General features: G+C 40.1%; 14 protein-coding genes. 11 read left to right on the top strand and 3 right to left on the bottom strand.

Going from position 1 to position 14,840, the window contains the following annotated elements; all coding sequences use genetic code 11:
* Window positions 1-9: 9 nt before the first annotated feature.
* The 6 genes from G7074_RS05100 to G7074_RS05075 all read left to right on the top strand — a co-directional run bounded on the left by G7074_RS05100 (window position 10) and on the right by G7074_RS05075 (window position 8,191).
* Window positions 10-681, top strand: a complete 672-nt coding sequence (locus G7074_RS05100) for a basic secretory protein-like protein (RefSeq protein WP_124557843.1) — start codon at window positions 10-12, stop codon at window positions 679-681.
* Between the two features lie 39 nt (window positions 682-720).
* Window positions 721-3,009 (top strand): GH92 family glycosyl hydrolase, encoded by a 2,289-nt coding sequence (locus tag G7074_RS05095; protein WP_166207243.1) that lies wholly within the window; start codon window positions 721-723, stop codon window positions 3,007-3,009.
* Between the two features lie 98 nt (window positions 3,010-3,107).
* Complete coding sequence (locus tag G7074_RS05090) at window positions 3,108-4,517, top strand: DUF1080 domain-containing protein (RefSeq protein WP_166207240.1); 1,410 nt, start codon at window positions 3,108-3,110, stop codon at window positions 4,515-4,517.
* An 11-nt stretch (window positions 4,518-4,528) separates the two neighbouring features.
* Window positions 4,529-6,472 (top strand): c-type cytochrome, encoded by a 1,944-nt coding sequence (locus G7074_RS05085; protein WP_124557846.1) that lies wholly within the window; start codon window positions 4,529-4,531, stop codon window positions 6,470-6,472.
* Window positions 6,473-6,741: 269 nt separating this feature from the next.
* Window positions 6,742-7,431, top strand: a complete 690-nt coding sequence (rpiA, locus tag G7074_RS05080; protein WP_166207237.1) for a ribose-5-phosphate isomerase RpiA — start codon at window positions 6,742-6,744, stop codon at window positions 7,429-7,431.
* Between the two features lie 370 nt (window positions 7,432-7,801).
* Window positions 7,802-8,191, top strand: coding sequence for a hypothetical protein (locus G7074_RS05075; RefSeq protein ID WP_124557848.1), 390 nt, complete (start codon window positions 7,802-7,804; stop codon window positions 8,189-8,191).
* Between the two features lie 268 nt (window positions 8,192-8,459).
* Here the strand turns inward: G7074_RS05075 and G7074_RS05070 are convergent, their stop codons facing one another.
* On the bottom strand, window positions 8,460-9,449 hold the full coding sequence (locus G7074_RS05070) for a GlxA family transcriptional regulator (RefSeq protein WP_124557849.1): 990 nt from the start codon (window positions 9,447-9,449) through the stop codon (window positions 8,460-8,462).
* A gap of 159 nt (window positions 9,450-9,608) precedes the next feature.
* Between G7074_RS05070 and G7074_RS05065 the strand changes: the two genes are divergently transcribed.
* The 5 genes from G7074_RS05065 (at window position 9,609) to G7074_RS05045 (ending at window position 13,324) form a co-directional block, all read left to right on the top strand.
* A complete protein-coding gene (locus G7074_RS05065) occupies window positions 9,609-10,019 on the top strand; it encodes a transcriptional regulator (RefSeq protein WP_124557850.1) in 411 nt (136 codons plus the stop codon).
* Between the two features lie 6 nt (window positions 10,020-10,025).
* Window positions 10,026-10,439 carry a VOC family protein gene (locus G7074_RS05060; RefSeq protein WP_124557851.1) on the top strand — a complete coding sequence of 138 codons (414 nt, stop codon included), beginning with the start codon at window positions 10,026-10,028 and terminating at the stop codon, window positions 10,437-10,439.
* A 1-nt stretch (window position 10,440) separates the two neighbouring features.
* Window positions 10,441-10,818, top strand: coding sequence for a DoxX family protein (locus G7074_RS05055; protein WP_124557852.1), 378 nt, complete (start codon window positions 10,441-10,443; stop codon window positions 10,816-10,818).
* A gap of 86 nt (window positions 10,819-10,904) precedes the next feature.
* On the top strand, window positions 10,905-12,224 hold the full coding sequence (locus tag G7074_RS05050) for an alpha/beta fold hydrolase (protein WP_124557853.1): 1,320 nt from the start codon (window positions 10,905-10,907) through the stop codon (window positions 12,222-12,224).
* A 131-nt stretch (window positions 12,225-12,355) separates the two neighbouring features.
* Window positions 12,356-13,324, top strand: a complete 969-nt coding sequence (locus G7074_RS05045) for a YihY/virulence factor BrkB family protein (protein ID WP_166207234.1) — start codon at window positions 12,356-12,358, stop codon at window positions 13,322-13,324.
* 7 nt (window positions 13,325-13,331) lie between these two features.
* Here G7074_RS05045 and G7074_RS05040 read toward each other — a convergent pair whose 3' ends face one another.
* Both G7074_RS05040 and G7074_RS05035 read right to left on the bottom strand, forming a co-directional pair.
* Window positions 13,332-13,754 (bottom strand): secondary thiamine-phosphate synthase enzyme YjbQ, encoded by a 423-nt coding sequence (locus G7074_RS05040; protein WP_166207231.1) that lies wholly within the window; start codon window positions 13,752-13,754, stop codon window positions 13,332-13,334.
* A 21-nt stretch (window positions 13,755-13,775) separates the two neighbouring features.
* Window positions 13,776-14,810 carry a DUF2157 domain-containing protein gene (locus G7074_RS05035; protein ID WP_166207228.1) on the bottom strand — a complete coding sequence of 345 codons (1,035 nt, stop codon included), beginning with the start codon at window positions 14,808-14,810 and terminating at the stop codon, window positions 13,776-13,778.
* Between the last annotated feature and the right edge of the window lie 30 nt (window positions 14,811-14,840).

The raw sequence follows: 14,840 nt of genomic DNA, 5'->3' as shown, positions 1-14,840 counted from the left end.
CTCAGATAAATGAAAAAAATATTCACCATTTCGATTTGTGCAATGCTGATTACGGCGCTTTCTGCACAGTTAAAAGCACAGGAAACTACCAAAAAGAGCGGTTACACCTTATCGTTCGAAAGTAATTTTGCAGAACTGGATCCACAGTTAAAAAAACGTTTAATTAAAACATTTTTTGAAGTTTATCCAAAACTTGCAAAAGAGTATAACCCATCAACCATTAAAGAAGTGAAATTTTTTGTCGATACGGCATACAAAGGCGTTGCAGCAACGGCTGATGGCAAAGTAACTTTCAGTTCGCTGTGGATGGTGAAGCACCCAGAAGATATTGATGTAGTTACCCACGAAGTAATGCACATTGTACAGGATTATGGCCGTAGCGTTGGGCCGGGTTGGTTAACCGAAGGCATTGCCGATTATGCCCGTTACAAATTCGGCGTTGATAATGCCGGAGCCAAATGGGCATTGCCAGCTTTAAAACCAGAGCATAGTTATAAAAACAGCTACCGCATTACGGCAGCATTTTTTGCCTGGATGGAGAAAAGCATTAAACCGGGTACCATTAAAGCGGTTGATGCTTCACTAAGAGACCATACCTATACTAAAGAAATCTGGACGAAATTAACCGGAAAAGATTTAGATGCGCTTTGGGCTGATTACGTTAAAAATTCGCAAGTTTAAATAATAATTACACGCATATAAAAAACACGGACAAAACAAATGAAACGACTATTTATTGCCTTATTGGGTTTTGCGGCAACAACCAGCTTCGCACAAACCATAGGTAAGGTTACAGATCCGGTTGATTGGATAAATCCCCTGATGGGAACAGCATCCAAGCCGGCATTATCAAACGGAAATACCTACCCGGCAATTGGTTTGCCATGGGGAATGAATATGTGGACTCCACAAACCGGTAAAAGCGGCGATGGATGGGCCTATACCTACGATGCCGATAAAATCCGCGGTTTTAAACAAACCCACCAGCCGTCGCCATGGATGAATGATTACGGCGCTTTTTCTTTAATGCCCGTTACCGGTAAATTAAAATTTACTGACGATGACCGCGCAAGCTGGTTCAGCCATAAAGCAGAGGTTTCTAAACCTTACTACTATAGCGTTTATTTGGCTGATGCTGATGTAACCACCGAAATTACACCAACAGAAAGAGCGGCACAGTTCAGGTTTACTTTCCCTAAAACCGATAGTTCTTTTGTGGTAATTGATGCACAGAACAAAGGTTCTTACATTAAAATTATTCCGGCCGAAAGAAAAATTATCGGTTATACCTCCAAGTATGCCCGTGGCCCGTTGCCTAAAAATTTCAAAAACTACTTTGTAATCTATTTTAACAAAGATTTTAAATTGGCCAAAACCTGGGATGATAAAAAATTAAACGATAAAGATTTAGAGCTTACCGTTGATCATGCAGGTGCTGTTATCGGTTTTGCTACTCAAAAAGGCGAGCAGGTAATTGCAAAAGTTGCTTCTTCATTTATTAGTTTTGAGCAAGCCGATTTAAACTTAAAAAGAGAGCTGGCTAACGATGCTTTCGAAGCAACAAAAGCAAAAGGCCGTGCTACCTGGAACAAAACTTTAAGCAAAATTGCTGTTGAGGGTGGTACCATCGATCAAACGCGTACTTTTTACTCGGCCATGTACCGCACCTTGTTCTTCCCGAACAAATTGTACGAAATTGATGCACAGAACCAGATTGTACACTGGAGCCCGTATAACGGTCAGGTGTTACCAGGGTATATGTTTGCCGGAACAGGTTTCTGGGATACATTCAGGGCTTTATATCCTTTCTTAAACCTCGTTTATCCTTCAATTAACAAGGAAATGCAGCAAGGGTTAATTAACGACTATAAAGAAGGTGGTTGGTTGCCTGAATGGAGCAGCCCGGGGTATGCCAACATCATGGTGGGTAACAACTCTGCTTCTGTAGTTTCTGATGCTTATATCAAAGGGATGCGTGGTTACGATATTGAAACCTTATGGCAGGCGGTAAAACATGGTGCCAATAACGAAGGCCCTATGGAAGCTGTTGGTCGCGATGGCGTTAAATATTATAACGAATTAGGCTATGTACCTTTTGATGTTAAAAAGAACGAAAATGCAGCTAAAACTTTAGAGTATTCGTACGATGATTTCACCATTTACCAGCTGGGAAGAGCACTGGGTAAACCGGCATCAGAGATCGATATTTACAAGAAAAGGGCTCTGAACTACAAAAACCTTTTCGATCCGGCTTCAGGCTTAATGCGTGGTAAAAACCAGGATGGAACTTTCCAAAGCCCGTTTAGCCCGTTTAAGTGGGGGGGGGCATTTACCGAAGGTAACAGCTGGCACTATACCTGGTCGGTTTTTCAGGATATCGACGGTTTATCGAAATTAATGGGTGGTCATCAGAAATTTGTAACCAAACTGGATTCAGTTTTCTCTATGCCTCCGGTGTTTGACGAAAGTGCTTATGGTGGCGTAATTCACGAAATCCGCGAAATGCAGATTGCCAACATGGGTCAGTACGCACACGGTAACCAGCCTATCCAACACATGATCTACCTGTACAACTATGGCGGTGCTCCTTATAAAACACAATATTGGGTGCGCGAAACCATGAACAGAATGTACAAAGCAACACCTGATGGTTATTGCGGAGACGAAGATAACGGACAAACTTCTGCCTGGTATGTGTTTTCGGCAATGGGTTTCTATCCGGTAACACCAGCTGTTGATCAGTATGTTTTGGGTGCGCCTTTGTTTAAAAAGGTAACCGTTACTTTAGAAAATGGTAAACAGTTAGTAATTAATGCGCCAGAAAACAGCGATAACAACCGTTATGTGCAATCATTGCAGATCAATGGTAAACCGTATTCAAAAAACTGGATCAGCCATAGTGGTATGCAGCAAGGTGCCGTGTTAAACTTTAACATGACAGCTACACCAAACAAAACACGTGGGGCAAATCCAGCCGATTTCCCTTATTCATTATCAACAGAAAAATAATTAATTTTACCTTTCCATTGAGTAGTAAACACCTGCTCAATGGAAATTTTAAGACACAGTTTGACCCTAATACGGTCGGCACAAATGAAACCAAATATATGATAAGAAACGTCTCAAAGACGAGTTTCACAGCCATGCTCTGGCTTTGTGGAACCTTGCTGGCATACGGCCAGCGCATCGAACTAAAAGATCTCTCTGCTTTCCGGAACCCTGGAAATTCATGGTCACTAGCCGAAAATGTTGTAGCCGATTTAAACGGTGAAAATATTTTGAAAGCAACCAAAGGTGAAGGAATTCTGGTTAATCAGTCAACAGCTAAAAAAGCCGGATCTGATTTGTTTACCGTAAGCGAATATGGTAACGTAGCAGTAGAACTTGACTATTTAACTTCCAAAGGTGCAAATTCTGGTATTTATCTTCAGGGTAATTACGAAATCCAAATTGATGATGCCTGGGGATTGAGAAACGCAACCTCATCAAACAACGGAGGTATTTACCAACGTTGGGATGACAGCAAGCCAGAAGCCGAAAAAGGTTTTGGTGGTATAGCTCCACGTCAGAATGCAAGTAAAGCACCTGGTTTATGGCAGCACATTAAAATTGTTTTCCAGGCACCAAAATTCGATGCATCTGGAAAGAAAACCGAAAATGCGAAAGTAATTAGTGTAGTGCTTAATGGGGTAACCATTCACGAAAATGTAGAATTGTTTGGTGCAACCCGTGGCGCTGCAGGTGCTGAAAAAGCTACCGGACCATTGCGTTTACAAGGCGATCATGGTAGCGTGGCTTTTAAAAACATTGTAATCACTGCGCTATCTGATATTCCTAAGTCAGACCAAAGAGGTGGTGCAGATCCGATTTATATCGAAGCAGCAAGCAACAACATGATCAGAAGCTTTGTAGATGTGTTACCAGGTGTACGTTCAGTACATGCTATTTCAGTAGGCGGACCAGAAAAAACGGCTTATAGCTACGATTTGGATAACGGAACCTTATTACAAGGTTGGCACGGCGATTTTATAGACGCAACACCAATGTGGGATGGCCGTGGTAATGGTACTTCACGTGCATTGGGTAGTGTTACCCACTTTACCAGGAAACCTGTTTTAGCCATTTCAAAACTGGCAAATGCACAGGGTAAATGGGTTGCAGATACTGCTGGTACAGGTTTCCGCACAAGAGGATATGTATTGGATCAACAAGAAAGACCAACATTTAAATACAATATTTATGGTACCACAGTTGCCGATGCGGTAAAAGTGATGGAAAATGGACAAGGCTTAATAAGAGAAATTACTGTCGACAATGCTTCAAAAGATTTGTATTTCCTTTTAGCTACTGCTTCCAACATCGAAGAAGTATCGAAAGGTTTATACCTGGTTGATGACAAATCTTATTACATCCAGCTGGCTGATGGCGCTGCCAAACCAGTAATCAGAGATGTAGATGGCAAGAAAGAAATGGTTGTAGCCATTGGAAGTAAGTTGAATTATACCATTTTGTTTTAATTGTGATAGTAATGAGAAATACATTTAAGAAATTAGCAATACTGGCATTAAGTTTTAGCTTTACTACAGTTTTTGCACAGGAAACACCGAAAGAAGAAGATTTTTTCAAAATAAATAAAGTACGCGTACCCGAAGGACCTATTTTAGAGGTTGGTGGTTTAATTACCTTACCGAATGGCGATTTAGCCCTTTCTACCCGTAGAGGAGAAGTGTTTGTGGTAGAAAACCCAACAACAACCAAACCTTACTGGCGCAGATTTGCCTACGGCTTGCACGAAATTTTAGGTATCGCCTATAAAAATGGTGCGATTTACGTAGCGCAACGTGGCGAGTTAACCAAATTGGTTGATAAAGATCAGGATGGTAAAGCCGATGTGTACGAAACTGTATATGCATGGCCTTTAAGCGGTCACTACCACGAATATAGTTTCGGACCTAAATTAATGCCTGATGGTACTTTTATGGTTACCGCAAACGTTGCTTTCGGCGATGAAGAATGGTGGCGTGCGGAAAGCCGCGTACCTATGCGTGGTTGGGCCATGAACATTACCGAAGATGGTAAAATGAGCCCTTATGCAGCTGGTTTCCGTTCGCCTGCAGGTATTGGCGAAATTGATGGTAAATTTTATTATACCGAAAACCAGGGCGACTGGGTTGGCTCAGGTGGTTTATGGAAAGTAAACAAAGGCGATTTTATGGGGCACCCTGCAAGTTTAAGGTGGACCAACCTGCCAAACTCTCCCGTTAAACTACAATCTGATTTCTTTTATTCGCAAATAGATGAGCGTAGAACTAAAAATGAGCAGGGAAGATATATTAAGCCAGAAAACAGGGTAAATGAAACCTTCAAAACTTTGTTCGATATGAAGAAAGTATTTCCTGAGTTGCGTTTACCATCGGTTTGGTTGCCTTACGGTATTTTGGGTATCTCTTCTGCAGAGCCTGTTAAAATTCCTGAAAATACATTTGGTCCATTTGCAGGTCAGATTTTAGTTGGCGATCAGGGGATGAGTATCATTTCGAGGATTTTTATGGAAACCGTAAAAGGTGAAGAGCAAGGCGCAGCCTTCTTGTTCCGTAAAGGTTTCCGTTCGGGTGTATTAAGATTAGAGTGGGGAACCGATGGTTCGTTATTTGTTGGAGAAACCAACCGCGGCTGGGGATCGGCTGGTGATGCAAACGAAGGTTTAGAAAGATTGGTTTACAACAATAAAACACCTTTCGAGATGAAGGCCGTAAGGGCAATGCCTGATGGTTTCGAAGTTGAATTTACCATGCCGGTAGATCGTAAATCGGCCGAAGATTTAGCTTCTTACGATGCTGAAAGCTTTATTTATAAGTACCACCCGGTTTATGGTTCGCCACCGGTAAATACCGAGAAACTAAAAATTTCGGGTGTTAAAGTTTCGGCTGATGGATTGAAAGCAAGATTTATTGTTCAAAACCTGCGTCAGTATTATATCCATACTTTAACTTTAGATGGTATCCGTTCGCAGGATGGTTTCTATTCGCTGGTTCATCCGGTAGCTTATTATACCTTAAACCAGATCCCTGATGGAACTAAACTTACCATGAGTGAAGTGAGCATTAAAAACTCAGCAGCAGTACCGGCAGCATCTGCACCAGCTAAAAAAACGGTACCAGCAAAAAAAACAGCTGAAACAAAAACGCCTGCAACAACTGCAGCTACGGCAAAAGCACCAACTTTTAAAGAAGTAGAAGGTTTATTAACTAAAAATACTTGTCTGGCTTGCCACAACCAAACCAAAAGACAAATTGGCCCGCCGTTCGCAGAAATTGCAAAACGTAAATATTCACCTGAGAAAATATTTCAGTTGATCCACAATCCACAGCCACAAAACTGGCCGGGTTACTCAACTGAGATGCCTCCAATGCCTCAAGTAACTAAAGCCGAAGCTTTAAAAATTGCTGGTTGGATTAATTCTTTAAAATAAAAATAGCTTAAATTAGTAATAAGACGGTTGATGGAAACATCAGCCGTTTTTTTTGCAATTTGTACGTCACCCTGAATTTATTTCAGGGTCTTCCGCATATGATAGCAGAATCCACTTTAAAAAAGAAATGAGGATTCCACAATTGCAGAATCCCCATCATCTAAATTAACGCTCTCATATACATAAACGCTGTAAATAGGATTTATTGCCTGAGTTATAAATTTTTTTCGTTTTTGTAATCTTTATCATTTAACTCCTATTTTTACTTTATGGAAAAGACCACGCAAAACCAACAAGATGCCGAAAAACAGGCTGCAGCGCTTGCCGCTGTAAAATATGTTAAAGATGGCGATGTTGTGGGTTTGGGCACAGGTTCTACCACTACCTTTGCCATTAAAGCATTGGGCGAGCGTGTGCAGGAAGGTTTAAACATTACAGCTGCAGCAAGTTCTGTTGCCACAGAAAAACTAGCCAAATCTTTCGGTATCGAAATTCTTGATCTGGGTAGCTTAAGCAAGATCGATATCAGTATTGATGGGGCAGATGAATTTACCGAATCGCTCGATCTGATTAAAGGTGGCGGTGGTGCACTTTTCAGAGAGAAAATTATAGCTTCATTAAGTAAAAATGCCATCGTAATTGCCGATGCTTCGAAAAAAGTTAAAGAACTTGGCGCTTTTACAGTACCTGTAGAGGTTATCCCACTGGCTTACCAGTATGTTTTCGACCAGATCGAATTATTAGGAGGGCAAGGCACGCTTAGGGTAAAAGAGAATAAAAACTTCATTACCGATAACGGAAACCTGATTATTGATGCTGATTTTGGCCTGATTAATAACCCTGCCAAGCTGGCTTCTGATCTCAATCAGATTAACGGCATCCTAGCCCATGGCTTATTTATTAATATCACTTCAAAAGTAATTATGAGCGAAGGGATGGAGATTGTCGTTTTTGAATAGGTAGTTCATTAGCTCAATTGTACATTGGTCAATAGTTCATGGTTTATAGCCTAATTCGTTATAGGTTTAGTTGTTCATAAGTTAATTGGTGATTGATCCATTGTTTATTGGTCATTGAAAATTGATTCTTTATTGTCTGCCAACTGTTTATTGAAAGCTGATAATTGGTTCTTGATTATTTTCCAACTGGTCATTGAAAACTGATAACTGCTTGCGCTACATTCACCGATAAAATTCCTTTCTCAAAAAATCTTCGAAAATTTTTACCGACGCTTTTATTTCACTCACCGATAAAACCGCTTAACTAGAGGAAAAGCCATTCCTCGGCCTGCATTTCTTGGCTACATTTGAAGTATAAAAACAAAAGGTCATGGAAACTTTCATCAAAAAAAATCACGCTGATAAACAATTTGGTTTAGGCATTTTAATCTTAGTAATCGGTTCGGTATGCTTACTTAGAAATTCGGGAATAGATATTCCGCACTGGATCTTAAAATGGCATACCATCATGTTAGGTATTGGTTTGTGGTTGGGCTATCGCAAAGATTTTACCGGTAGCGGCTGGCTGGCTTTAACCATCATTGGTGGTTTATTTACCCTTAAATCTATAACTGTTTTCGATTTCGACGTGTCAAGAATCAGCACGGCGCTGGTATTGATCGGATTAGGTTTGTATGTAATCTTAAAACCTAAAAAAGTGCAAAACTTCGATCAGTATTTTGATAAAAAACCAGTTGATTTTACTGATAAAGCAGAATAAAAATCATAACTCCATCATATATCTTAAAAAGGGACATTTTTTTAACAGGTGTCCCTTTTTTTATGACGTAAATTGCACGGGCGCATGGAGCCTGGAGACGGCTGTCGCCTATGCAAAAAAGAAACGGGGATTCCACCCTAAGGCAGCATCCCCGTCATCTAAATTAACGCTCTCACATACATAAACGCTATAAACGGAATATATTGTGTGAAAGTTAATTTTTTTTAATTTTTTTTATAATTCATGGTTTTGAATTAAAGTTCTTAAATTAAACCTGCTGTAATACTGGAGTGGCTTTATGGTATTTATTGCGGTATTCAATTGGCGTTAAACCTGTAATTTTTTTAAAAACATCTCTGAATGATTTGGTATCAGTATAGCCAACATCGAACATCACTTCGGTAATATTTTTTCTGCTCGATTCGAAACTTCGCTTTGCAGCTTCAATTTTAACCCGCTGAATATATTCGATTACTGTATTTTTCGTAGCACTCTTAAATCGTCGCTCAAAACTTCTTCTCCCTAAAGCCAGCATATCCGCCAGTTGATCGACAGTGATTTTATCCTGATAATTTCCATCAATAAATTCCTGTGCTTTTTTAATTTTAGTATCTTCATGCCCTTTTTGCCCCTGAAACATCATAAAAGCCAGCTGACTTTCGCGGTCTATATCAATAGCAAAGTATTTGGCCGCCAAAATAGCGGTATCACGGTCGGTATATTTTTCTACCAGATACAAAAGCAGGTTCCAGTAAGAATTTGCACCACCACTTGAGTATAGGCCCTGTGCATCGGTAATTATGCTACCATCTACGAGCTCAACATCAGGAAACATTTCTTTAAACTGGTTGGCAAATAACCAGTGGGTAGAACATTTACGGCCATTTAACAAGCCTGTAGCAGCGAGTAAAAAAGCACCCAGACACAACGAAGCTACTTCTGCACCTTTTGCATGATGTTTTGTAATCCAGGGCAGCAAATCCCTGTTTACATCCATTGCGTAATCAACATTACCACTAATGGCCGGAACAAAAATAAGGTCTGTATTTTCAACTTCGTGCAAAAGCTTATCTGCATGTACCGAAAAAAGGCTGTTGTTTAAGCGTACTTCTTTAGTCATGGCCACAAGCTCTACTTTAAACAAAGGCAGCTTGCCCGATGCCTGTAAAAATTCGTTAACCGCAGTAAACAGGTAGCGCGGGTCGGCAATGGCTTCAATTACGGCAGTCTCTGGAATTAAGATAGATACATGTTTCATCTGTCTATTCTTGTTTTATTGGTTAGGTAAATCTCCCGGGTTGGGAGCCATTACAAATATAACAAGGTGTGTTGTCGTAAACAACCCCTTCAATTGTCGTTTCTACAGGTTTAAGCTATCGGTTTCTGCCCGTATGTTTGTACTGTTAACTGTTAATTTATGGAAACCTACATTATAGAAGAAGATATTAAAGTGCTTTGCATTACTGCCAGTTCTTTCCCTGATGGTGTTTTGGCTGCACATCAACAATTACACGCATTGTTCCCGCCAAATAAACAGCGCATGTATTTTGGAATTAGCAGGCCCGATGCAACCAGAAAGGTTATATATAAGGCTGCTGTTACAGAAATGGCAGAAGAAGCGGGGAAAAATCCAGACCTGGAATATTTTACGATAAAAAAGGGCGATTACATCAGCGAGCTGATCCCGGATTTCATGGAAGATGTTTCGCAGGTTGGAAAAACTTTCGAAAAATTGCTGAATGAACCCAACATCGATCCCAATGGTTATTGTCTGGAAATGTATTTAAATGAAACCGATGTGCGCTGTATGGTGGGCATCCAAAAATAGAATCACGTGGCGCATATTAACTCTTATTTAACCTTCAACGGCAATTGTCGTGAGGCGATGATTTTCTATCAGGATTGTCTGGGTGGCGAATTAACGCTGCAAACCATCGGCGAATCACCCATAGCCCCTAAGATGCCCCATTATTTGGAGAAAAGCATTTTGCATGCGGTTTTGGCTAAAGATGACCTCGTAATTATGGCCACTGATATGGTAGAAGAGGTGGGTTTAATTAAAGGAAATGCCGTTTCGATGATGCTCAATTGCAGCTCGGAAGAAGAGGCACAAATTTTTTACCATAAACTTTCAACAGGAGGCAAAGCGGTACACCCTTTACAGGAAACATTTTGGGGTGCTATTTTCGGCGATTTAACCGATCGATATGGTAACAACTGGCTAATTAATTACGATAACAACCAATAAAATGAAAAAATTAAAGACATGGTACTGGGTGGTCACAATTATTTTTGCCCTAATGATGCTGATGGATGGCTTTGGTGGGGTAACACAACAGCAAGCAGGTAAAGAAGTACTAAAACACCTGGGCTACCCCATGTATCTCCTCATTATTGTGGGCATTGCAAAGCTGCTTGGCGCTTTAACCATTTTGCAGCAAAAGTTTACAGCTATCAAAGAATGGGCTTTTGCAGGTTTTGCCATTAATTTTATAGGCGCTTTTGCCTCGCGTGCCTTTGTTGGCGATGGCGTTGCACTTTTAATACCGCCGCTTGTAGCACTTGTAATCATGTTTATCCCCTACGTTTTATGGAAAAGGATGCAGGAAAATGTTAAAAATAGTTAAAACTAAATAGGTCGTTTGTTTACAAACTTTTGCATACCAAATATTATTAACTTTGGTACATTGCAACTCAAACAAACAAACCAAGCATGAAGAAAAGCATCCTATTTATAATTGCCTTACTGTTTACTACCACTGCATTTTCTCAAAATGTAATACAGTTATTTAACAGCGCCAACGACTTTTTTAAACTCTTACAGGAAGAGAAATTTACCCAGGCACACGCCTTTTTTGACGATACACTAAAAACAAAACTACCTGAGGAAAGTCTTAAAAAACTTTGGGGTGATATTGGAACCAAATTTGGTAAAGCCGAATCATTCGATGCCATTCAAAGCAAAATGCAAGGCGAATTTTTTTCGGTTACTGTTGAAGGTAAATTTGCCAACGGTGACCAGAATTTTATCCTGGGTTTCAATAAACAGCAAAAGATAGTGGGGATATTTCTCGCACCTTCAAAAAAAATAGCTACTTATTTAAAACCTAGTTATGTAGATACCAGTCTGTACCGTGAAAAATCGGTATATATTGGCCCTACCGGCAAACAACTGGCGGCAATTGTAACCACGCCAAAAAATGCCAAAAACTTTCCGGTTGTTGTTTTTGTACATGGCTCAGGGCCGGGTGATATGGATGAAACTGTCGGTGCCAATAAACCGTTTAAAGATTTAGCTGGTGGTTTGGCTTCAAAAGGTGTTGGTTCTATTCGTTATGTAAAGCGGACTTTAATTTATCCAAACGAGTTTGCAGCACCCTATACCGTAAAAGAAGAAGTATTGGATGATGCTGCGGCTGCTATCGCTGTGGCTAAAACCGTTACCGGTGCAGATCCAAAAAGTGTTTATTTATTTGGTCATAGTTTGGGCGGTATGCTGGCACCTAAAATGGCAACACTTACGCCTGATTTGGCTGGAATTATTTTGGCTGCAGCACCTGCCAGAAAGCTAACCGATATTATTGTTGATCAGAATAATTATATGTTTAACCTGGCAAACGATACCACTGTCGCATTTAAAAAGCAGCTTGCTGATGCCATGGTGGAGATTGACAAGAGCAGGATTACGCAATTAGGAACAACCATAAAACCCGATTCTATTATTCTGGGCCTACCTGCAAAGTATTGGGCCGACTTAAATTCATACAACCAGGTTACGGTTGCGAAGTCCTTAAGCAAACCTAAAATTTATGTTTTACAAGGTGGAAATGATTTTCAGGTGGGTAAAGCCGATTTCGATGTTTGGAGTGCAGCATTAGCTAAGAAGAAAAATGTGGTGCTGAAATTCTACCCGGATTTAAATCACCTTTTAAGCTCGCAAACCGAAAAAGGTACTATGGCACAATACCAGGCGGCGGTAAGTGTATCAGAAACTTTAGTGAACGATATTGTTCAATGGATTAAAGCCAAGTAACTTATATCAAGCGAATTGACTACAAAGCCCTGGTTTTAAACTGGGGCTTTGTGGTTTAGGCCTAAATATAACTACCAAACAATTCGAAAAAACGGCGGTTTAAATACTAACGTATCATCTTTGAACTGCATATGGCTAAGAACAAAATTACTTTAAAGGCAATATGGTGCGTTTTGAAAGCATCATTTACAGGTTTTACCGACCATAAGGTAACTAAGCTAAGCGGCTCTTTGGCTTATTATACCGTATTTTCGATGGCACCACTGTTAGTCGTAATTATTTCGCTTTGCGGCATATTTTTAGGACGCGAAATTGCCGAGGGGCAGGTGTATGCCCAGCTCGAAAGTTTTTTAGGTCGCGAGTCGGCCGTTTCCTTGCAGCAGTTGATTAAAAACGCTTATCTGGATGGAAAAAGTACCATAGCGCTAATTATTGGTATCATTACGCTTTTAATTGGAGCAACAACAGTTTTTGGCGATATCCAGGATTCGATTAATACCATTTGGGGGCTTAAACCCAAACCTAAAAGAGGCTGGGTAAAAATGCTGCAAAACCGTTTTTTATCGTTCTCGGTAATTATTAGTCTAGGTTTTGTATTGTTGGTATCGCTGGCCATTACTTCGGTGCTTGATGCTTTTAGCAAAGGATTACAGGCAAGGTTTGAAGATGTATCGATAGTCGTTTTTTATATCTTAAATCAGATTGTTACGCTCGCTGTGATTTCATTAATATTCGGTGTAATATTTAAAGTTTTACCTGATGCCATCATTAAATGGAAAGATGTTGCAGCAGGAGCAATCGTAACCGCCGTTTTGTTTATGATCGGTAAGTTTGCTATTTCCCTTTACATTGGGCAAAGCAATGTTGGCGGTACTTATGGTGCAATGGGTTCGTTGGTAGTGGTATTACTCTGGACTTATTATTCTTCTATTATCCTGTATTTTGGTGCCGAATTTACCAAAGCCTATGCTGTAGCTTTTGGATCGGAAATTTACCCCTCACATTATGCTGTGACCACAAAAGAAATTGAAATAGAAACCGGAAATAATTCTGTTCAGGATAATCACCCGGAAATTAAAGAAGAAGTAAAAAAAACTTAAGGCAGGATTAAGTGCCCCAGGCGGTAATAATCAGGTTTCTTTGCCCGCCATAATTACGGTGTTCGCATAGGTAAATACCTTGCCAGGTACCCAGAGCCAACCGGCCATTACGAATAGGGATTGTTACCGAGCTACCTAAAAGTACAGCTTTTAAATGCGCGGGCATATCATCCGATCCTTCGTAATCATGTTCATAATCAGGATCGTTTTCTTTTACTGTTTTATTAAAGAACATTTCAAAATCTATTCTCACAGTAGGGTCGGCATTTTCGTTGATGCTAAGTGATGCAGAAGTATGCTGAATAAAAACCTGGCATAATCCTACAGAAATTTCGGCAATCTGGGGTAAGGCGTATTCAATTTCGCTGGTAATGATATGGAAGCCTCTTTTTCTTTCTCTGAGTGTTAGGGCTTGCTGATATATTTTCATAGGTTTTAAAGCGAAAGCATTTTATTTTAAAAACTCCACATTCCATATCTTTTCTGCTTTTCGTCCAATAAGCCAAAAAGAGGCCGCAAGAACCGAAAAGAATAATGCTTTGTGCCAACTATCCCAAAAGTACTCAAAGTAGCGAGTATAGAGGTTAATGAATAAAAATGTGATGCCAAATTCGCGGGCAATATCATCGCGGTATTTTAAACCAAATAAGGTGCTGACTACACAAATCGCTGCCGAAATTAATGCCCAGTAAAATAAGCTAAGCTGTCTTATTTTATACCACTCATCCAGACTTGCAAAATTGCCAAATACTGATAGCGCCCATAGCGATACAAATAAGTATACCATGCCGGCCAGATAAGTTACCTGAAAAAAATGTTGAGTTTTAGGAATCGCTTTCATGATGAAAGATGCAGCAGTTAATGTGGCTCCGAAAACAACAAAGCGCAGGGGATAGTTCATGCCGAGGAAATAGTAATTCCAGCGGCTGAGATAGCCTGTTTCGGTACCAAACCAGGCCCCTAAAGAGATCAATGCAAAAATCCAGATCAGCCTTGAATTAAAGATATAACCTAATACGCCGTAGATAAAAACAGAAATGAGGATAAGAATAGAAAAATTGCCCGATCCGTTATCCAGCGCTTTACCAAAATAAGCAATGGCGTTTGCTGTTAGTAAAATAGCTGAAAACACAATGGCTTCGTTGCTGAATTTTAAATGGGGTAATTTCTTTTTTCGCCTGAAACCTAAAATATATAACCAGCCTGCCAAACCGCCCGAAACAATGGCGATTACAATGTTGGGTGTATTGTAGACCCTTTTCAGGTAATCTAAAATCGAATTATCTATCAGTAAAGAGCCCAAGGCAATAAATCCACAGGCCAGTGCCACCCAAAAGGCATACTGCGCGAGGCGTAACCAGTCGAAATTTTTGGCTTCATAACTTTTACGTAGCTTGTTGCCTGTATCTTCGGTAATCAAGCCATCGCTTTGCCATTGCTCAATCATATCATCCAGAAATTCACTCTTTTCTCTGTCGACTTTCATAGGTTAGGTTCTGTACGAAGATATGTTTTT

The organism is Pedobacter sp. HDW13 (genome assembly GCF_011303555.1).
Taxonomy (GTDB): domain Bacteria; phylum Bacteroidota; class Bacteroidia; order Sphingobacteriales; family Sphingobacteriaceae; genus Pedobacter.
The sequence above is the reverse complement of the archived record's forward strand: the minus strand, read 5'-3'. Positions and strand labels throughout refer to the sequence as shown.